Annotated in this window: 16 protein-coding genes and 1 pseudogene; 2 read left to right on the forward strand and 15 right to left on the reverse strand. The window is 30.4% G+C overall.

Annotation, left to right across the window (positions count from 1 at the left end; all coding sequences use genetic code 11):
- From DYE58_RS04505 to DYE58_RS04545, 9 genes are all read right to left on the reverse strand, one after another.
- The gene (locus DYE58_RS04505; RefSeq protein WP_004820465.1) at positions 1–1,500 is read right to left on the reverse strand and encodes an isopeptide-forming domain-containing fimbrial protein; all 1,500 of its coding nucleotides are present in this window, start codon (positions 1,498–1,500) and stop codon (positions 1–3) included.
- Complete coding sequence (locus DYE58_RS04510; RefSeq protein ID WP_115312062.1) at positions 1,488–6,128, reverse strand: Cna B-type domain-containing protein; 4,641 nt, start codon at positions 6,126–6,128, stop codon at positions 1,488–1,490. The genes DYE58_RS04505 and DYE58_RS04510 overlap by 13 nt, the downstream gene beginning before the upstream one ends.
- A 7-nt stretch (positions 6,129–6,135) precedes the next feature.
- Complete coding sequence (gene lepB, locus DYE58_RS04515; RefSeq protein WP_050794616.1) at positions 6,136–6,615, reverse strand: signal peptidase I; 480 nt, start codon at positions 6,613–6,615, stop codon at positions 6,136–6,138.
- A gap of 178 nt (positions 6,616–6,793) precedes the next feature.
- Positions 6,794–8,248 (reverse strand): hypothetical protein, encoded by a 1,455-nt coding sequence (locus tag DYE58_RS04520; RefSeq protein ID WP_115312063.1) that lies wholly within the window; start codon positions 8,246–8,248, stop codon positions 6,794–6,796.
- Between the two features lie 742 nt (positions 8,249–8,990).
- Complete coding sequence (gene tsaD, locus DYE58_RS04525; protein ID WP_004820454.1) at positions 8,991–9,989, reverse strand: tRNA (adenosine(37)-N6)-threonylcarbamoyltransferase complex transferase subunit TsaD; 999 nt, start codon at positions 9,987–9,989, stop codon at positions 8,991–8,993.
- Between the two features lie 13 nt (positions 9,990–10,002).
- Positions 10,003–10,434 carry a ribosomal protein S18-alanine N-acetyltransferase gene (rimI, locus tag DYE58_RS04530; RefSeq protein ID WP_004820452.1) on the reverse strand — a complete coding sequence of 144 codons (432 nt, stop codon included), beginning with the start codon at positions 10,432–10,434 and terminating at the stop codon, positions 10,003–10,005.
- Positions 10,415–11,074, reverse strand: a complete 660-nt coding sequence (tsaB, locus tag DYE58_RS04535) for a tRNA (adenosine(37)-N6)-threonylcarbamoyltransferase complex dimerization subunit type 1 TsaB (RefSeq protein ID WP_004820451.1) — start codon at positions 11,072–11,074, stop codon at positions 10,415–10,417. Before tsaB ends, rimI begins: the two co-directional genes overlap by 20 nt.
- Entirely contained in the window at positions 11,074–11,520 is a 447-nt protein-coding gene (gene tsaE, locus DYE58_RS04540) for a tRNA (adenosine(37)-N6)-threonylcarbamoyltransferase complex ATPase subunit type 1 TsaE (RefSeq protein ID WP_004820448.1), read from the reverse strand. The genes tsaB and tsaE overlap by 1 nt, the downstream gene beginning before the upstream one ends.
- A complete protein-coding gene (locus DYE58_RS04545; RefSeq protein WP_004820447.1) occupies positions 11,498–12,019 on the reverse strand; it encodes a nitroreductase family protein in 522 nt (173 codons plus the stop codon). Before DYE58_RS04545 ends, tsaE begins: the two co-directional genes overlap by 23 nt.
- A 102-nt stretch (positions 12,020–12,121) precedes the next feature.
- On the opposite strand from DYE58_RS04545, the gene DYE58_RS04550 reads away from it, so the two are divergent.
- Positions 12,122–12,697 carry a xanthine phosphoribosyltransferase gene (locus DYE58_RS04550; protein ID WP_004820445.1) on the forward strand — a complete coding sequence of 192 codons (576 nt, stop codon included), beginning with the start codon at positions 12,122–12,124 and terminating at the stop codon, positions 12,695–12,697.
- 52 nt (positions 12,698–12,749) lie between these two features.
- On the opposite strand, the gene DYE58_RS04555 is transcribed toward DYE58_RS04550, so the two are convergent.
- Genes DYE58_RS04555 through DYE58_RS04575 form a run of 5 tightly spaced genes read right to left on the reverse strand, consistent with a single transcriptional unit; the run spans position 12,750 to position 17,579 of the window.
- Complete coding sequence (locus tag DYE58_RS04555; protein ID WP_040552496.1) at positions 12,750–13,652, reverse strand: nucleoside hydrolase; 903 nt, start codon at positions 13,650–13,652, stop codon at positions 12,750–12,752.
- 10 nt (positions 13,653–13,662) lie between these two features.
- The gene (locus tag DYE58_RS04560) at positions 13,663–14,664 is read right to left on the reverse strand and encodes an ABC transporter ATP-binding protein (RefSeq protein WP_004820439.1); all 1,002 of its coding nucleotides are present in this window, start codon (positions 14,662–14,664) and stop codon (positions 13,663–13,665) included.
- Entirely contained in the window at positions 14,657–15,466 is an 810-nt protein-coding gene (locus tag DYE58_RS04565) for an ABC transporter permease (protein WP_004820438.1), read from the reverse strand. The genes DYE58_RS04560 and DYE58_RS04565 overlap by 8 nt, the downstream gene beginning before the upstream one ends.
- A 3-nt stretch (positions 15,467–15,469) precedes the next feature.
- The gene (locus DYE58_RS04570; protein ID WP_004820436.1) at positions 15,470–16,318 is read right to left on the reverse strand and encodes an ABC transporter permease; all 849 of its coding nucleotides are present in this window, start codon (positions 16,316–16,318) and stop codon (positions 15,470–15,472) included.
- Between the two features lie 13 nt (positions 16,319–16,331).
- Positions 16,332–17,579 carry an ABC transporter substrate-binding protein gene (locus DYE58_RS04575; protein ID WP_040552273.1) on the reverse strand — a complete coding sequence of 416 codons (1,248 nt, stop codon included), beginning with the start codon at positions 17,577–17,579 and terminating at the stop codon, positions 16,332–16,334.
- Between the two features lie 289 nt (positions 17,580–17,868).
- On the opposite strand from DYE58_RS04575, the pseudogene DYE58_RS11670 reads away from it, so the two are divergent.
- Positions 17,869–18,941: pseudogene (locus DYE58_RS11670) on the forward strand (ISL3 family transposase).
- A gap of 213 nt (positions 18,942–19,154) precedes the next feature.
- On the opposite strand, the gene rplA reads toward DYE58_RS11670, so the two are convergent.
- A complete protein-coding gene (gene rplA / locus DYE58_RS04590; protein ID WP_004820431.1) occupies positions 19,155–19,853 on the reverse strand; it encodes a 50S ribosomal protein L1 in 699 nt (232 codons plus the stop codon).
- Positions 19,854–19,872 lie beyond the last annotated feature (19 nt).

A 19,872-nucleotide genomic window follows, 5' to 3' on the forward strand; every position in this document is an offset into this window, starting at 1 on the left:
TTATCTATTAATTGATAGTTTTCTTTTTGTTACTAAGTATATAACTCCGCCTAAAACCAAAGCTGTTCCCACGGTATAGATAATTTTAGTTCCCATACCACCAGTTTCCGGAAGTTCAGGGCCTTGTTTGTTAACTATATCTGTTGATAAAGAACCTTCTTCTTTATTTGCTGCCATTACCAAATTAACAATTCCTTCAATTAGCTTACCATTAAGATCAGTCAGTGTTAAGCTATCATCATCATGACTTGCAACAACATTAAACTCTATTGGCTTAATTGTATTAAAGCCTTCTGGAGTTTTTGTTTCAGTCAATTTGTATTGTCCATCATCAAGACCTTTAAAAGTAAATTTTGTATCTGCTTCTTTTGTAAGTCTTGTGATTTCCTTCCATTTACCATCTTCCATTTTCTTTTCCAGCTTAAATTCTGCTCCTGCTAACGGTTTTGTTGTATTCTCTGTATCTCCCGGTTGAACTTTGTTCACAATTACTTTATAAGTAAATACAATTACTTTGTCCTTTGGAGTTTTCCCTGTGCCGTCTCCGCCTTTGTTAGGATTGTTTGAATATTCAAGATAGACTTCATTAGGATTTCCTTTTGAGCCAATAACTGCTCGTTCATTTAATGTAGCCGTATACTCTACAGTAATTACGCTATCTTTAGTTACTCCTGAAACATTTTTCAAGTTATCAAAAGTTACTGTAAATCCATTTGTTGTAGTTGCAACCTTAAAGTCAGTTTTTATTTCTTTGTCACCAACCAAAACTTTTACAGATTCTTGGTCAAATGTTAATCCTGTTGACATTTCATCATGGAATACATATTTGTATGTTTCATATTTATCAAAATTTGATGGTAATGTACCAGTTAACTTAAATGGAACTTTATCTCCAATATCATGGTCAGCTGTTTTTGCCCAATCTTTATAGTCTTTATCTTCTGAATCGTTAATATCTTTTACATGTTTTGTAACAGTTGGCACATCAAGTTTTGTTCTTGCTGTTACAGTTCCTACTACTTTTAATAAGTAAAGTGTATATGCTCCATTTTCTTTATCTTTAGCATCTTGTGAGGCATCAACGTCTTTTACTAAATAATATCCTGCTTCAAGATTATCAAATTTATGGGAATTATTTGGTTGCACTAATTCTGATTCTACTTCACTTTGTAACTTTGTACTAATTTCCTTTGCAAATTGCTCTACATTATCTCCTGTCAATGAATTCGCTATTTCAGAAGCGGTACTTTTCCCACTAAAACTAATATTTTTAGTATCCTTTACTCCATTTCCCCACTCAATATTTGATAATTTTAACTTTCCATTTTCGCCATTTGAAACTTCACCTTTAAAAATTTGATAGAGTTCAAATTTATGAGGTGTCTTCCCTGTATTTTCTACCGTTAAGCTACTAGTGCCCTGTGCAAAAGTAGGGTTTACTGTACTTATAATCATCAGTAAAGTTAACATCAATCCCATTAATTTTTTTAATTTTCCCATTTCTTATGTCCTTTCATTAATTGTATTTTTATTTTATATCTCTTTCTTTGATATAACATATATATGCAAGAAGAAAATAATAAAACTGTACCCATAGCATAAATTCTATTTGTGCCAATTCCCCCTGTTGCGGGGAGTTCAATTTCACTACTCTTTATTTTTTTATTAAATATATTTATCTCTCCCGATTGAATGCCGTCGTTATTAAAATAATATGTTTCATATCCATTAACTTCTACTTCTTTTACTTTATAGAAATATTCAGCCCCTTGCTCATCTCTTGCCGGTAATCCTGTCCAAGATTCTGTATACTTATTATCTTTTGTCAAAGTTTTGGAGTGATTTTCAAGCTTTTCAAAATTCCCATCTTTTCCTGTTTTTCTATAAAGATCTACTCTAACTTCTATATTTGGAATATTTTCATTTTCATATTCTAATCCATCATCATCCTGCCAAAACTTGTTAACTCTTATTTTTGTATAATCATTTTTTATATACATTATCCCGCCGGAATTTTTCAAAAATGATATTTTCCCCTTATCTACTTTTGATAAATCCGGTCTGTTGTCTGAACGATGGTACGAACTATACTCATCACTTCCCGCTTTCATCCAAATAAAGTAAACAGGTTCTGTTAATTTTGTATATCCATCGAGACTTTCGATTTCTGTTAACCTATAGAGTACATCTGCTTCAAGTCCCGGATTTGCACCTGATAAAGACCAGCTAATATACCCCGAGTCTGGAATTGTAATTTCGTCACTGTCCTTATACTTGACAATATGCCATGCATTACTTAAATCATTCCATTTACTAGAATCAAATTTTTCAAGTTTAAATTTTGTCCCCGGCAAGAATTTCTTTATATCTTTTGAATCTACCTTATATATTTTTATTTCTTTTACAGTAACTGTTGCAGATGATTGATTATCTCTTAAAATTGTAGTATCCTTAGAACTTGCAATCCCTGACAATTCCGCCTCATTTTTTATAGTGAGAGAGTCTGCAAAATTAGTAAATTCATATATATACTCAAATACACAGGCCAGTTCATCAGGTATTATAAGCGTTAGTTTCAATTCTTTTTCATCAAAAGTGATCTTATATCTGCCCTTTTCTATTTCCCTACCTTTGTTATCAGGTTGAGAATCATCGTATTCATATAGTTTCGCTTTATCTATATCAAATCTAGGGATTTTACCTTGGGAATTAAGTTTATCAACTAGAGTAACCTCATTTCCATTTTTGATTAAATCCTCTCCTTTTGGATTAATAACTAAGTTATACTTTACATTTCCTGTTGGATTACCAATAGGTTTGTTACTATCATTAATTTTTATAGGTTGTCCTTTATCATCTAGTTGCCAGCCTTTCTTAGTGAGTTTATCCAACTTCTTCTCAACTGTTACTTCATTTGATGTTTTTTCTGAATTCCAAGAGACTTCATTGATATAAGTCTTATTTACATTCTTGTTGTCTTTCCAAAATTCATCTTTACTTACATCAAGTTTGTAGAAAATTTGAACTATAGGGAAATAGTCATCGTATATATAATTATCTATTTTAATCGTAGCAACTTTTTTATTTCCTTCTTGATTTATAGTAATAGTAGGCTTACTATTCCCTTGAAAATTGGTTCCATATCTATTTGACCTGTCATATTTGGGATAAGCTAAATTATCTGCTCTAAAAAATGCTGCTTCAAGTGAACCGTCAACATACTCTGCTCCATCAGGAAGAGTATCATTGATAACTAGTGTTCCATTTTTAGTTTGATTTCCATCTACTTCTGATGTTGTGAGCATAATCCTATACTCAATCTGCCCCTTATCCTTTGAGTAATCTACTGCTGACTTACCATTTTTGTATATTGGAATATAGTTCTCAATCCCTGTTAGAACTCCTTTTTCTATCTTTCCTCTCTTTTCATATTCTGTTTCTGCTGTAGTTGTTTTATCTGCAACAGTTGCCTTATTTATAATCTTAATTTTTTCATTGTTAGAAATTTCACTTAAATCTGAATATGTGTGATATTCTCCAATAGCAAAGTCTTTCGGATTAAAGCTAGACTCATAATTTATATCAACTTTAAAGCTTTTTACTTTTCTTGTAGTATCAGTTTCCGGTATGTTTTTCCCTTTTGAGTCATAGTAGGTTACTTTTATACTTTTTACAGTTCTATTCTCAGCTCTATTCTCAGCTTCTCCACTATATTCAGGGTCTTTATCATTCCCCCTATACCTATAACTCTCACCACCATAGCTTCTAAAGAAAAGTTGACTTTGTAACTCTTTATCAATCTCACTTGCATAAGCATAGTGACTATCATTGCCCAAACTTTCTTTATTTGGTAATTTTTTTAGATTTTCAAATGTATCTGTGAATGTGAATGTATTTGAATTGTTCGTTCCAATATTCACACCTACTTGCCATCTGTTTTTAGTTCTATTTTTTTTATCATCAAGGTTTATTACCTTTGCAAATTTATTCAGAGCAAAGTCTTGAGTTGTTTTGATTGTTGTAGTATCTTCTTCATATTCGTTACCATATTTTTCAACTTTATTAGTTACGGAACTTTCTCCTCGTGAAACTAATGTCGTATATTCCAGTCTATATGTAGAATTTCTATTTTTAATCTTATAGTTATTAAAACTAAAATCTATTAACCAATTACTATCACTGTATTTAATTAACTCATTTTGTTCCAGTTGAATTATATCTCCCGAATCTAAATCTATAAGTCTTACAGAACCGTCTTTTATTTGATGATTTATTTGGTCTCTTATTCTCCAACTACTCAAGTCCTTTTTATCGGGGTTGACAGTAATTGTCCAATTCACTTCTCCATATCCTTGTCCATTAGGATTAAAGTAACCTGATTTTTTTACACTTTTACTCCATTTTATAACGTCATCTGTTCCATGTTGATCCGGACCACTTATAGTCCAAGCAGTATTATTAAGTCTAATTTCCGAGATATCTTTTGGTGTACTGTTAATTTTTACTTCATAAGTTACCTTATAGCTTTCATTAGCTTCTAGTTTTGGCAACTTTTGTAAATCAAATCCTATAGTCTTTCCATACCCATTAGTTTGTTTAACAAGATTTATTTCAGTGCTATAACTATGCCCATCGCTATATATCGTCGTATTCCCGTTCTTTTCAACTCTCAAAGTACTTAAATCAAATTCATAGTCCAAATTACTTGGTACCACCCAATCTATTCTGTCTGTAACTCTAATTTCTTTTTCAGTGCCTTTTTTCGTAGTTATATCTACAGTGTAAGTTACTTTCCTTTTATCAGGACTCAACTCCCCTTTTTTCTTAGAGCTTATATCTGTATTTCTCTCTTTTGGCACTAAAATTTCAACAGTTGTTCCACTCCCCGGGAAAGTAATTCTATCATTGTTATCTACAGAATTTTTTGAAACTGTTCCTAAAAATTGCACTGTTCCATCGAATCCGTTTACTATTCCATTATGATCTTTATTCTTATTTAAAAACTCTTGATCAAATGTTATACTTATGAATCCATCAGTAGATATATTGTATCGACCTGCATCTTCCCCGCTCAATGTTTTTACCGTGCCTTCAAGTGTTCCCTCAAGTTTTATAGATTTTGGAACTTGATATGTCACCGTTGAATTTTCAGAAGAAACAAACCCTCTAGGTATAGCATATTCTATATTTACTTTTACTTGCTCTTTATCATAAACTTGATCTGTAGGAATCCATTCTTGATTTCTTCTTGTTAAAACTTCAACTTTTCTTACATATTGTGTAAAATCATTGCTGATATATTGCGCCATCATAGGTAGTGCTCTAAGCTCTTTATCTACACTCATTTCAACAGTATCTTGACTGCCGACTTCAATTAGTGCAAATTTAGAAAGTTTATTTGTAAAAAAAGAAACACTTGATAAAACACCATCTTCGTTATAATTTATTTTTGTTCTTTCATCATTAGAGATATCCCTTAATTGTATATTTAAATTTATATCTAATGCATCTAAATAAAAACTTCCTTCTTCTACCATCTCAACTAATATAAACTTGCTTTGCTCAGCTTTTTTTATATTTTCTTTTAATACTACATCAACATAAAAATCACCTTGAGTTTCAAAATCATCTAACAATTGAAGATTATATCCATGTATATCTATTATTTTTTCTGCAGAATATGCATTTTGAATTTCAAAAGTTCTAGCTATTTGAGATTTATCTAACTCATCAATTTTATGCACTCTTAATTCTGGATTATTTGCAGTTTTTTTAGTTTTATATCTTACAAAAATATCTGCATTATCTATGCTGCTTTTTAATACTTTTAATTCTTCTCTATCTTCTAAAAACTTGTCTTTTTCTTCTCTAAGCTCCACTTCATCATCATTATTATCTCTATTAACCAATTCCGTCTTGTTGTTTAATGTTTGATTCATCATATTTGAAATGTCGGATGTAGGCAAATTTTCATATGTTCTCTTTATATTTGTTTCATCATCTATTGCAGAACCCATTACCGGACCACTATTAGATGTAAAAAGAATGGTAATTACCAATAAAAACATAATAACTCTATGACTTAATATATTTTTTAAAACAAACTTTTTCTCCAGCTTTTTCTTCATAATTTACTTATAATATCCCTTCTATATTAAATACTACTTTCCCCAATATTTCTTGAATTTTTATATCTTTAATTTCATTAATCCTTGAATCATAAGATTCCGCCCTATTATCTCCCATAACAAAAAATTCATTTTTTGTTATTTTATGTGGTAATTTTATATTGTATGGTTCCAGACTTTTTTTATTGGCATACGATTCTCTCTTAAAATCTCCATTTACAAAAACATTTCCATCTTTATCTATGTCCACGGATTCTCCTGTTTCTGCAATTATCCTCTTAACTAAAATTTTATTATCTCTTTTAAATACCACTATGTCCCCTTTTTTATATTTATTTAATTTTACTGCTACTATATATTCACCTTTCTTTAGTGCCGGGTGCATTGAATCATTAAAAACTCTATAGTATGAGAAATGTTTAAAAATCCCTAAATAAATTATTAATAAACAAAAACTTAAAAATATTATTTTATTTTTTATTTTCATCGTTTCATCCATTCTAAAAATATCCTATATTTTGTCCTTACTTATATTTACCGTATGATTATAGTATACTTTTTTCTATGTTCTTAATTTTGTCCATTTTTTGTCATTTTTATCTACTTCTCATCAAAAAAGAACTTATAGTAGCTTCAAATAAAAGTCTATTATAAGTTCTTTCTCTTCATTTTATTAGTGATTCTAAATAATTTATTACTTCTATTTTCCCTTTAATTCTAGCATTTTTGATTTTATTAAATGTATATTTAACAAATTGTTTATTTAAATTATGATCTGTAATTTGTATAAGCTTGTTTGAACTATTATAACTTTCAATAATCAATCCACAATTTTCATTAATAGTTATTGATACATTTTCTCTTAAATTTTCAGATCCATATAACTCATAGTTATCATATTTTTTTAGTAATCTTATTATTTCTAATATATGTTTTTTAAAATCTTCTTTTGTATACTCTATTACTCTACCGGAAAACAAGATATTGTATTTTTGTACGTTTTGTATTTGAAATATCTCTATTCCACCTTTGCTTTCCAGCATAAATATAAATCCTTTTCTAGCTTTTACATATATCTTCCAAAAATTTAAATTTGGATTTTCTCTATCTATTTTTAATGCTGTTTCCTCAGGTAATGTATAAAACGAAAAATAACCTTCTATCAAAAAATATCTTCCTTCATTATCGTAAATACTACTATATATATTGTCATAATTTTCAAAATCTTCATAATTCACTACATTTATAAGCAATACGCTATCTCTTATATAATTATCCAATAAACCTTTATTATATTCTATAATTCCCTTTTCATTAGTTAATATACTCACTCTATTATCTAAATCATCATAATTAGAAAATTCTAAAGCTGTCATTTCACCATCAACTACAACCATGGTATTTACAGTATTAATTTTTTTATTTTTGCATAAATATGGAGTAATACTTCTTGTCATAAATAAAGTTAACATATTATATAGTAAAATTATTAATTGTATATGGTAATCTTTATCAGAAAAAATAAGTTTTATATCTCTACCATTTTTTACTAATTCTCTAGTTAACTCACTATATTTGAAATAATAATTTTCTATTTCAAAATTTGAACTGTCTGATTGCGCTAAATTCCAATATACATTGCTATCCGTTTTAGAACTCAACACAGCCTTGATTACATCCTCTATACAATTTTTATTTCCTTGACTACCATAATAATATTTTGTTTCTACATTCTCTATACTTTTATCTAATATCTTGTGCTCTTCTATTTTGTATGTATTAAAATTCTCCTCAGAAATATCTCCTATTAATTTATTTATAATTTCTGCTACTGAATTTTTTAATATTAGCCATTCATACATATTCATAGAAATTTCTTCCAAATTTTTTTCTTCCTTACAAGCTAGCAATTCTTTAACTAAATTCAATCTATTCTTTTCTATAGCTACAGATACTAAATAATCGCATATATCAAATAAAAATTCACTGTTTCTTGGTAATTTTCTTTCTCCTTTTCTAAATTTAGAAATATATGATGGATCTATATATACAACTTTTGCAAGTTCTACATTGGAAACGTTTAATAATTTCATCAAAACATCTAATTTTTTACCAAACAATCTTTATACCTCCTATTCATCATTAATAAATCTTTTAAATCTATAATAAAATCATTCAAAATAGGTTAATTATAAAATATTAAAAATAAATTAAATATTTTTCATTTCATTCTCTTATTCTTTAATTTAAGTCTTTAATTAACTTATCATTATATATAAAAAGACCCAAGTATTTTAAAATACTTGAGTCTTTAGTAATAACTTATAATTATAAAACTTTAATATATTATATGACAGTATATTCCTGTTTGTTTGTTTGTTTGTTTGTTTGTTTGTTTGTTTGTTTGTTTGTTTGTTTGTTTGTTTGTTTGTTTGTTTGTTTGTTTGTTTGTTTGTTTGTTTGTTTGTTTGTTGCGATTATCATCTATTTTTGCCTCATTGTCAAACATTTACTTTTTATAATTATATCATAATTTTAACTAAATTTCTATTATTAATGTTAAAAAAATTGAATCACCACACACAAAAATAGAAATCTATTGAACATAATAAAACAGTAAAAATAGAAATGTTACATTTAATGTTTAGGAACAAATACAAAAATCGTCATACAAATAATCATGGAGAAAGAAGGGATAAACTTATAATAAGTAACTTATACAGTTAATCTAGTCCAGAGGGTGTGTTGGACATTGGGAAGCTGATACTATTTTATGACAAACAAGTACTGCGTTTACTGATCAATGACATTGTGCTTGATTCCACGATTCAAGTTATAAAAAAAGAGAGCTATCTAACTCCCTTATGTCAACCCCAAATTAGGTGTCGCATATGCTTTTTTATCGTAATTACCTGAAAGGTATGTGAAATATCCGGCTGATGCTATCATGGCTGCGTTATCTGTGCAGAGTTTAAGGTCCGGATAATATATTTTTATTCCTTCTTCTTCACCTCGTTTTTCTAGTGCATTTCGAAGCCCTGAGTTAGCTGCAACACCACCAGCTAAAACTATTTTATCCATATTTTCTTCTATAGCTAGTTTAAAAGATTTTTCCACCAGCACATCTATTACGGCTGTTTGGAATGACGCTGCAACATCTTCAACTTTATATTCTTCGTTTTTTTGTTCACATTGGTGTAAGTAGTTTATAACTGCTGTCTTGAGTCCACTAAATGAAAAATCATAGCTATCTTCTTCAAGCATTACTCTTGGAAAATTTAATACATCCTTTCCTTCTTTTGCAAGTTTGTCTATTATAGGCCCGCCTGGGTATCCTATCCCCATCTTTCTTGCAACTTTGTCAAAAGCCTCTCCGGCTGCATCGTCACGAGTTCTTCCAAATAATTCAAAATCTACATAGTCCTTTACTTTTACAAGATAAGTGTGCCCACCTGAGACTATAAGCCCAATAAATGGCGGTTTTAAATCTTTATGAGCTATATAATTTGCACATACGTGTCCAAATATATGGTTTACTCCGACAAATGGCACGCCTAAAGAATATGCAACTGCTTTTGCTCCCGAAAGACCAACCAATAGAGCTCCTACAAGTCCCGGGCCTCTCGTTCCAACTACTAAATCTATATCCGAAAACTCAAGTCCACTTTCTTTCATTGCTGTTTCAAGCACTCCATTAAATGCCTCAACGTGTTTTCTTGAGGCAACTTCCGGTACAACTCCTCCAAACTTTTGGTGAGTTGATATTTGAGATGAAATTATGTTTGAATAAACCTCTCTGCCATCTTTCACAACGGCAACTGATGTTTCATCACATGAACTTTCAATCCCCAATACGTTCATTATTTTCCTCCAATTATCTTCTTCTCCACATTATATAGGCATGTCGTCCCTTACCATAGTAATTCTCCCTCATACCCTCTATTTTAAAACCTAACTTTTGATATATTCTCTTTGCCACTTCGTTGTCGTGTTCAACTTCTAAGGTTATGTCCTTTTCTTCTGCAAAGTCTATAAGCTTTTCTAATAATTTGACTCCAAGTCCATGCCCTCTATAATCTCTTAATATAGCTATATTATCTAGACTGGCTTCAAATAATTTTGAACATATCATAAATCCAACTATTTTATCTATTTCTACAACCCAAACTTCTGTCAAAGAATCTGTCAACGCAATCTTAATCAAACTCTTAGACCATGGGTCGGTAAATGATTCTTCTTCAACTTTGTGAATCCCATCTAAATCTGAGAATTCAGCTCGTCTTATTTTAATGTCCATTTCTTTCATTAAATTGCGCCTCTGCTTGAGAAACTGCTAAATAATTTGGAAGCACTTCTTCTAAATTATCTGCGCCTCTTTCTAAGTAAAGCATTTCTCCAAGTTTAGCTATGTTGACTCCTCTTATATTTCGAGTCACTATATCATCTTCGTTCAATTTTTCTTCAAATACCTTTGTACCTGTTCCCGTAACTTTAAAAGGCTTTTCCATATTTGCAAGAATTTCATCTATATCCTTGATTCCATCTTCTATGATTACTTCTTCGCCATTGTTAGAATAAAGACCATAATATGCTCGCTTTCTCTTTGCATCAACCAAAACTAAGACATCTTCTTTAGAGTCTATCATACTCATAGCTCTTAGCGAAGAAACTCCTATAACTGGTTTTTTTAAAATTTGAGCAAAAGTTCGCGCCATTGTCACAGCAATTCTTGTTCCGGTAAAAGAGCCGGGTCCAACTCCAACTGCAAATAGCTCAATATCTTTAATTGTGTATTTAACGTGAGAAAACATATCATCAATCATATCTGTAAGTTCTTCAGAATTAAATACTCCTTCTGTAATTTCATAAGATACTATTTCCTTTTGACCATCTGAAAGACCAACAGTTGCCGTCATAGTAGATGTATCTATACCAAGTGTCAACATTATATATTCTCCAATAAATTTTTAAATCTCTCTCCATGAGCTATTAACTCAGCATTTCTATCCTCAGCAATATTGATTTCTAAATATTCTTCAGGCAAAAAGGCCGCTATCCTATCTGCCCATTCTATTACACAAACTCCATCTCCATAAAAATACTCATCAAATCCAAGGTAAGAAACCTCTTCAACATTTTCAAGACGGTATGTATCAAAATGGTACAAGTTCAATTTTCCATAGTATTCATTGATTATGCTAAATGTCGGAGATGTCACGTAGTCTTCTATCCCCATACCCTTAGCTATGCTCTTTGTAAGAGTGGTCTTTCCAGCTCCAAGTTCTCCATTCAAACAAATTACATCTCCTGCTTGAAGTAAACTGCCTAAGTTTTCTCCAAACTTTTCCATAATTTCTAAATTATCTAATTTAATATTTTTCGTAGTGCACATCTTCTTTAAAATTCTTTTCCTTTTTATTCTTAGGCTCTTCAGCCTTATATCCCAATGCTATCACACACTCTACATTATATTTTTTAGGAATGTGTAGTATCTCTCTTATTCTCTCATCAGCAGGTTTGCCTGTTTTGTCAAATTTGTTATATACATTCACCCAACAAGCTCCTATATCCAAATCTTCAGCTTGTAACAATATAAAAGTTGCCGCAATGCAAGCGTCTTGTCTGTTGTGTTCAGGAGATATTTCTGTATTGGATATAACTGCTATCCCACAGCTTGCTCCTTTTAAATGCCCCGCAGCAGTTTCTCTAAAATCAGATAAATCAGACAATGTATCTTTATTTTCTACAACTATCAATTCAACTGTATCTAAATTTTTTGCAGTTGGCGCTTTTAGTCCCGCCGCCACTAAACACTCTATCTCTTCAGCTTTTAAAGGTTCATCTATATATTTTCTAATAGTTCTTCTCTTATTGACTAAATCCTTAAACATACCTACCTCCTATAAATTATTATAACAGAAATATTATAAATGTTATTAAACCTCTTTTAAAATAGTAAATTTTCTGTAATAATATAACTTTAGGAGGATTCAATGAAACTATTAGAAGACAGAATTGAAAAAGATGGATACATACTTGGCGAAAATATCATAAAGGTGGATTCTTTTTTAAACCACCAACTTGATATAAAGTTTTTATCCGAGTTGAGTGAAGAAGTTTACAACCACTTTAAAGACAGAGGAATTAACAAAATTTTGACAATTGAAGCTTCAGGTATAGCTTTAGCTACTGTAGTTTCAGAAAAATTCGGCTATTTGCCAGTTGTTTTTGCTAAAAAACAAAAGACAAAAAATATCGGTGGCGATGTTTACGAATCAAAGGTTCAATCTTTCACAACTGATAAAGAATATACTGTTACAGTATCTAAAAAGTTTTTAAATGAAGGCGATAAATTACTTTTAATAGATGACTTCTTAGCTGAAGGTAATGCACTTAATGGATTGATATCCATTGCTGAACAAAGTGGAGCTAAAGTTGAAGGAGTTTCTGTAGCTGTAGAAAAGGGATTCCAAGAAGGCGGAAAAATCATAAGAGAAGAAGGATATGACTTACTATCTCTTGCCATAATCGAAAGCATTGACAATGGAGAATTTACTTTTAGAAAGTAGATAAACTAAAAAATGTAGTGTGTCCGAAATCGCTCTCGGATATACTACATTTTTATTTAAACACAACTTCTATAAGCTTTTTATTTACTTGCGATGAATTTTTTGCACTTGGAATATTTATCTTTATTCCCAAGCTATTATCTACTAATACCAACTTACCTGTATTTAAATCTTCTAAAGTCGAATTAATATAGGTTGTATTATCTTTAAACAAATCTGAATCAGTTAAATATATAGCTGCTATAACATCCCACAACACTATTGAATCATATCCATACATCTCTTTAAATTCATCCATCCAAACACATAATTTTTCAAATACAAATTTATTTTTAAACTCACCAATGTTTTCAATCTCTTTTAAATCACTCTGAGTAAACTCAATCTCCATACAACTATTTCCCGTTAAGATAGATAAATTTTTAAATTCATTTATAACGCACTCAGCAGCCCTACTACATACAGAAAAATTAAGTTCATTCATAACCTTATTATTAAAATATAATGGCTCAGTTATTCCGCCCATTACTACAACTTCTTTTATTTTTTCCACAATAGATTTATCAATTTGCCAAGCATCATATAAATTCTGTAGAGAACCCGTTGCCAATATAGATATTTCATTTGGATATCTATTTACCATTTCTACAATAAATTTTGCTGCGTCATTATCTAGATAATTCTTAGTTTCTTCAGTTTTAAATTCACACTTGACATAATCTATCATATCATAATTACCATTGCCTTTAAAAACCGGGATTTCTAAACTTAAATCATCTATCAATTTAACTGTTTGAGTAAAAACTTTATCCAATCTATCATTTCCGTAAGTGCAAGTTACACCTTTTAATTCAACATCCAAATTATTTATCAAATACAAAAGTGCCAATCCATCATCTATATCTCGATTTTTTATTCCCATTGTGTTATCACAATCAAAAATAACTTTCTTCATTACACACATCCTAAAAAACTATATAATTTTTAATCTCCATGCCAACTTCCGAACCAATTTCCAAATCATTTTTTCTATAATCATCTACTATAAGTTCCATACCGTTTATTAATAATTCATATTTTATTTTCGCCATAGAATATTTTTTGTCTAATATTTTTGCTACTATACCATTTTTCAAATCAGTTTTTATACAAATATCTTCAGGTTTAATTAATACAACTTTATTCGTATCTAATTCTTCCTCAATTAGTCCATTTGCCATTGCTTGATCTGTAGTTATAAAATTTTCACTAATTAAAAATTTAGCAACATCCAGAGATTTAGGAGATTCATAAATTTTTTTAGGAAAATCTAACTGTTCAATTTCTCCATTTAACATAACTCCTATTCTATCACTAAACATCATCGCCTCTTCTTTGTCATGTGTAACTAAAATTGTAGTTATATTGTGTTTTTTCTGCAATTCAACTGTTAGCTCTCTCATTTTAAACCTCATATTTGTGTCTAAACTTGAGTAAGCTTCATCTAAGAGCAACACTTCAGGGGTGGCCGCCAATGCCCTTGCAAGTGCAATTCGTTGCTTTTCACCACCCGACAACTGATTTACTTTTTTAGTTTCATAGCCATTTAAATTTATATCATTTAATAATTCTCTAACTCTATTTTGAATCTCGCTATTTTCAAGCTTTCTAACTCTCATTGGAAAAGCTATGTTTTCATAGACATTCATATGTGGGAATAGATGATTTTCTTGACTTACCATAACTATATTTCTCTTATTCGCCGCTTTATTAGTAATATCAATTCCATCTAAAAATATAATTCCCTCAAAGTCTATCAACCCAACTATTGTATTTAATAAAGTACTCTTGCCACAACCTGATGGACCCAACAAACTTATTCTCTCTCCATCATAAACTTTTAATCCCAAATTATTTATAACTATCTTTTTACCATATGATTTTTGTATTCCAACCAATTCTAATTTGACTAAATTTTCTTTAGACATAATAATCTTCTATCCCCCCTTTATAAAATTTTCTCAATATATATTCCATTAATATTAGTGAAACCATTGTACTCATTATAAATATAACACTATACACAGCGCCCATCATCCTATCCCCTGATTGTATAAATGGAAACATCTCCATTGTAAAAGTTATTATCTTACCTCCTCCTATTAAATACACTAAAAAATATTGGCTAAATGAAATTATATAACACATCATTCCAGCTGATATTATCCCTGGCAACAACAAAGGCATAACTACTTTTCTAAATGTATAGGTCTTGCTCGCTCCCAAAACCATTGCCTGTTCTGCATATCCATTCCCAACTATTATAAAAATTTCCTTTAATAACCTAACAGCATACGGAATACAAGGCACTATACTAACCAATACAACACCTGTGAAAGTTCTTGCAAGACCAAACTTAATAAACTGTATATTAAGTCCCATTCCAAGAGATACTGGTGGAATAACCAATGGAGAAAGCACTAGTAACTCCACAAAAGTTTTGCCTTTAAATTTTTCAAATGCCAATGCTTTTGCACATGGCACTGAAATTATCAAAGTTATTAGCGTTGTGAAAAATGATATATACAAGCTGTTTTTTAAAGAAGTTAAAACTCTATTTGAATTTTGAAAAACATACTCCCAACCTCTAAATCCATAATTTTTAGGTAAAATATCGGGCCATAGATAGTTATTTGTAAAAGACCAAATAATTAAAGTGCAGAGTGGAATTAATATTGCAAAAATAGTCAATACAAGAAATGCTTTAGAAATAAAATTAAATTTTTTCATATTCTATCTCTCCACTACCTTCTTCAAAATCCAATTGAATATAGCTACAAAACCTACACAAAATAAAATCATGACAATATTCATTGCCATTGCATAAGGTCTATTTTCTAAATTAGGGTTTTGATATTCTATAAATGATTGTACAGACAATGCTCTAGGTTGAGTTGCCCCAAGTAACATTGGTATCTCATAAGCTCCAAATGAAAATGAAAATATTATTGTAAATGTTGATATTATTGTCGGCATTAACATAGGTAATGTAACATGCCAAAAGGCATATATTCTACTTGCACCTAAGTTAATTGCAACATCTTCATATCTCATCTTCACTCTCTTTAAAACTGCCAACACTGTCAGAGCAACATAAGGAGTCTCTTTCCAAATGTATGACAATATGACTCCAATTCCATTTTTATTAAATAAGATTTTTGAAAACATCTCCTGTGCATTTTGTATTCCTAAAAAATATAACACCCTTGCAAAAACTCCGGTATCTGACAAAAATGTCACGGCAAATAAAACCACAATAATATGCGGAATAATGATTGGTATCTTATAAAAACTTTCCATCTTGCCATTGCTCTTTAACAAACTTCTTGCTATTAATACACCTAAAACTATTGATACAAAAGATGAAATAAATGTCGTGTACAATGTATAATTTAAACTTTTAAAAAATGTCTTTGATTGAAAAATTTGAATATAATATCTCGGTGTAAATTCTTTTAGCCCAATAATAGGAAAATATCCGAAACTTTGTACTAAAGCTCCGATTATTCCCATTATCAAAATGAATAATAAAACAATCACAATTGGCACTACTTCCAAATATGGTTTTAATTTTTTATTCATCGTCTTATCCTATTTAGTTAGGTATTTCTTCTGCCCATATCTCTTCAATTACAGGCACCATAGCTGCTGGAAGTTCTGGTTGTCTCTTTGAAAGCAATTCATCTTGTAGAAGAGTCGCAACACCTTGCTTTACTTCTCCTATAGCTTTCTTTTCTTCATCAGAAAGTTTTGAATTATCTATTACAGGCAAATCTCCCCAAACTTCTGGTTTGTATTTTTCCATTTGAGGTTCAAAGTTTAAAATCTCATTTATAACTACCATTGCCCCTTCTTTATTTGGCGCATTTTTTGCAATCGCTAGGAAATGAGTATTACCTATTGTACCTTTATCAAATACAGAAGTTCTTGTTGTATTTGCGAATACACCTTTTTCTACCATGTTTGAAGCAAAGTTTGTATTATAACTTACATTAAAATAAACAGTACCATCTGCAAACATATTGTCTAACTGAGTTGAATCAGCCGGATAAGTCTTTCCTTCTTGCCATAGATATGGTTTTAATTCTTTTAAATAATCTAGGGCAGGCTTCATAGCTTTTCTTATCTCTTCTTTATTATTTGGTTCTATATTTTTTAAATTATCATATCCAACTTTTTCATACACAAGATTTCTGACAAAAGCTGATCCAGTAAAATCCGGAGGTGCAGGATATGTCAACTTTCCAGGGTTTGCCTTTGCAGCTTCCATAAATTCATCTGCACTAGTTATCGGACTTAATTTATCTGAGTTGTATATCATAACTAATTGTGCCTTTCCGTAAGGTGCTTCATATCCATTAGTTTCATATCCAAAATCAAATTTTATATCATCTGATTCTGTGTCTATATATTTTTCAAAATTCGGCAATTTGTTTACAAATGGTCCAAATAGTAAGTTACCTTCCATGGCTGTATAGAAATTTTCTCCATTAATCCAAATTACATCAATATTACCTTTTTCTTCTTTGGCTTGAACACTATTTTGAAGATTGTTTAATATCTCATCTATGTTCATTCCAGTTCTTTTTAGGTTTATATTGTATTCTTTCTTTAACTTATCTGCTAAATAATGGTCAATCCAATTATTTGTTTGGTCTGAACCACCCCATCCATAGAATGTAACATCAGTTCCATTAGCATCTTTTAAATAATCATCAAAACTTAAACTTAAAATTTCATTTTGAGTTTCTTCTTTACTTGTATTTACTTCTTTCTTAGAAGCACATGCCGTTAAAAGTAAAACCATAAAAAAAACAATAAAATACTTTGAAAACTTTTTCATATTTCCTCCTATTACTTTAACTAATTGCATCTTGTTCAGTGTATCATAAATAACATGAATTTTAGGTTCTAAAATATCTGTTGGGGAGTAAATCTCTAACAGATATTTTTGTAAAAAAATTGCACTTATATGCATTTAGTCCTAAACTTTAATTAGTAACACCAAAGATTGGAGGTACATATAAGTGTAAAATAATAATATCATGAATTTGTTTGGTTTTAAAGATGTAGTTTTTGATAGTTTTAATGAGGATAATGAATTTGTCCATTTTCATGTTTCTGTTTCTAAGATGTCTGTCTGTCCTCATTGTGGTTCTAAAAGGATTTGGGTTCATGGTCATAGGACTCAAAGGATTAAAGATACTCATATTCGTGGTAAGAAGTCTTTAATTCATTTAAGGAAAACTAGGTATGATTGTAAGTCTTGTGGGTGTCGTTTTGAAAGGAATCTTGATTTTATCGCTAATGTTCATACTATGACTAAGAGGCTTGTTTTTGCTATTGTTCATGAGTTTGATGTGGTTTATTCTATTTCTTCTATTGCTAATAGGTATAATGTTTCTTCTAATACTGTTCTTCGTATTTTAAATTGTTTAAGTGTTCCTAGGGGTAAGTTTTCTGAGGTTTTGTGTATTGATGAGTTTAAGGGTGATAGTGGCAATAACAAGTATCAGACTTCTCTTCTTAATGGTGATACTCATAGTGTTATTGATATTTTACTTTCTAGGAGTAAGGATTGTTTGTTTGAGTATTTTAAAAGGATTTCTAATATAGAGAGGATGAGTGTTAAGTTTTTTGTAAGTGATATGTCTAATTTTTTTAAATCTGTTAGGGATAGGTTCTTTAGAAGTTCGATTCATATTATTGATAGGTATCATTTCATAAGACAGGTTTCTTGGGCTTTGGAGAATGTTAGAAAGAGGATTCAAAGGGATGTTTCTTCTAAGCTTAGGGTGTTTTTAAGAGAAGTAAGAGTTTAGTTACAAAGCCTTCTTCTATGCTTAGTTCTATGCAGGCTAGTGAGGTTTCTTTAATGCTTGGGTTAAGTGAGGATTTAAGGTTAGCTTATCAATTAAAGGAGTTGTTCTACCAATATGTTCTTACTCAGCCTAATAAAAAGATGGCTAGTATATGTTTGAGTGAGTGGATAAGAAGGGCTAAGGAGTCCGGTTTAAAGGAATTTAGTTCTTGTATTACTGCTTTTAATAATTGGTTTGATGAGATATGTAATTCTTTTGATTATCCTTGGTCTAATGGTCCTCTTGAGGGTACGCATACTAAGATAAAGACTTTAAAGAGAAATTGTTTTGGTATGAGGAATTTTGATTTATTTAGAAAACGAATTATGTTTTCGTGTAAATAGTTGGTAAAAGGGTATTAAATTTTCTGAAAACTCCTAGGAGTTTTGTTTGCTATGCTTATTTTTAGTGGTTTTTGTTTTATTTTAGTTTTGGACTTATTTTAGCTGCTATGTGTTGATTTTTACATATAATGAGAGGCTCGATTTTATGAGCCTCCCCAATGTTTGACATAGAGCCTTAAAAAAAGAAGCGGAATTCCGCTTCTTAAGATGTTTTTATTCAGCTAATTTTTGTCCGTTTACTTTGATTCCAGGACCCATTGTAGTTGCAAGAGTTACTGATTTTAAGTATCTTCCCTTTGCAGCAGCTGGTTTAGCTTTGATTATAGCTTGCATAATAGAGTTGAAGTTGTCAGTAAGTTTTTCTGTTCCGAAAGAAACTTTACCAATAGCAACGTTGATTATAGCAGCTTTGTCTACTCTATATTCAACCTTACCAGCTTTAGTTTCTTCTACAGCTTTTTGTACATCAAATGTAACTGTTCCTGACTTAGGGTTTGGCATAAGACCTTTAGGTCCTAAAACTCTACCTATTTTACCAACTACACCCATCATATCAGGTGTTGCTATCATTACATCAAATTCAAACCAGTTTTCTTGTTGAATTTTTTCAACAAGTTCTTCTCCACCTGCATAGTCTGCACCAGCAGCTTCAGCTTCTTTTACTTTATCTCCCTTTGCAAGTACAAGTACTCTAACACTTTTACCTGTTCCGTGAGGAAGTACTGTAGTACCTCTAACTTGTTGGTCTGCATGTCTAGGGTCTACACCAAGTCTTACTGCAAGTTCAACAGTTGAGTCAAATTTTGTAGTTGGAGTCTTTGTTACAAGTTCCATAGCTTCAGCTACATCATAAAGTTTAGTTCTATCTACAAGTTTAGCACTTTCTAAATATTTTTTACCTCTTTTTGGCATTAATTCCCTCCTTGTGGTA

Source organism: Peptoniphilus indolicus, assembly GCF_900454665.1.
Taxonomy (GTDB): Bacteria; Bacillota; Clostridia; order Tissierellales; family Peptoniphilaceae; genus Peptoniphilus; species Peptoniphilus indolicus.

Bases quoted from the DNA above. Each gene is read 5' to 3' on its own strand.
- DYE58_RS04505 (WP_004820465.1), bottom strand. From the start codon at position 1,500: ATGGGAAAATTAAAAAAATTAATGGGATTGATGTTAACTTTACTGATG.
- DYE58_RS04510 (WP_115312062.1), bottom strand. From the start codon at position 6,128: ATGAAGAAAAAGCTGGAGAAAAAGTTTGTTTTAAAAAATATATTAAGT.
- lepB (WP_050794616.1), bottom strand. From the start codon at position 6,615: ATGAAAATAAAAAATAAAATAATATTTTTAAGTTTTTGTTTATTAATA.
- tsaD (WP_004820454.1), bottom strand. From the start codon at position 9,989: ATGAACGTATTGGGGATTGAAAGTTCATGTGATGAAACATCAGTTGCC.
- rimI (WP_004820452.1), bottom strand. From the start codon at position 10,434: ATGAAAGAAATGGACATTAAAATAAGACGAGCTGAATTCTCAGATTTA.
- tsaB (WP_004820451.1), bottom strand. From the start codon at position 11,074: ATGTTGACACTTGGTATAGATACATCTACTATGACGGCAACTGTTGGT.
- tsaE (WP_004820448.1), bottom strand. From the start codon at position 11,520: ATGTGCACTACGAAAAATATTAAATTAGATAATTTAGAAATTATGGAA.
- DYE58_RS04545 (WP_004820447.1), bottom strand. From the start codon at position 12,019: ATGTTTAAGGATTTAGTCAATAAGAGAAGAACTATTAGAAAATATATA.
- DYE58_RS04550 (WP_004820445.1), top strand. From the start codon at position 12,122: ATGAAACTATTAGAAGACAGAATTGAAAAAGATGGATACATACTTGGC.
- DYE58_RS04555 (WP_040552496.1), bottom strand. From the start codon at position 13,652: ATGAAGAAAGTTATTTTTGATTGTGATAACACAATGGGAATAAAAAAT.
- DYE58_RS04560 (WP_004820439.1), bottom strand. From the start codon at position 14,664: ATGTCTAAAGAAAATTTAGTCAAATTAGAATTGGTTGGAATACAAAAA.
- DYE58_RS04565 (WP_004820438.1), bottom strand. From the start codon at position 15,466: ATGAAAAAATTTAATTTTATTTCTAAAGCATTTCTTGTATTGACTATT.
- DYE58_RS04570 (WP_004820436.1), bottom strand. From the start codon at position 16,318: ATGAATAAAAAATTAAAACCATATTTGGAAGTAGTGCCAATTGTGATT.
- DYE58_RS04575 (WP_040552273.1), bottom strand. From the start codon at position 17,579: ATGAAAAAGTTTTCAAAGTATTTTATTGTTTTTTTTATGGTTTTACTT.
- rplA (WP_004820431.1), bottom strand. From the start codon at position 19,853: ATGCCAAAAAGAGGTAAAAAATATTTAGAAAGTGCTAAACTTGTAGAT.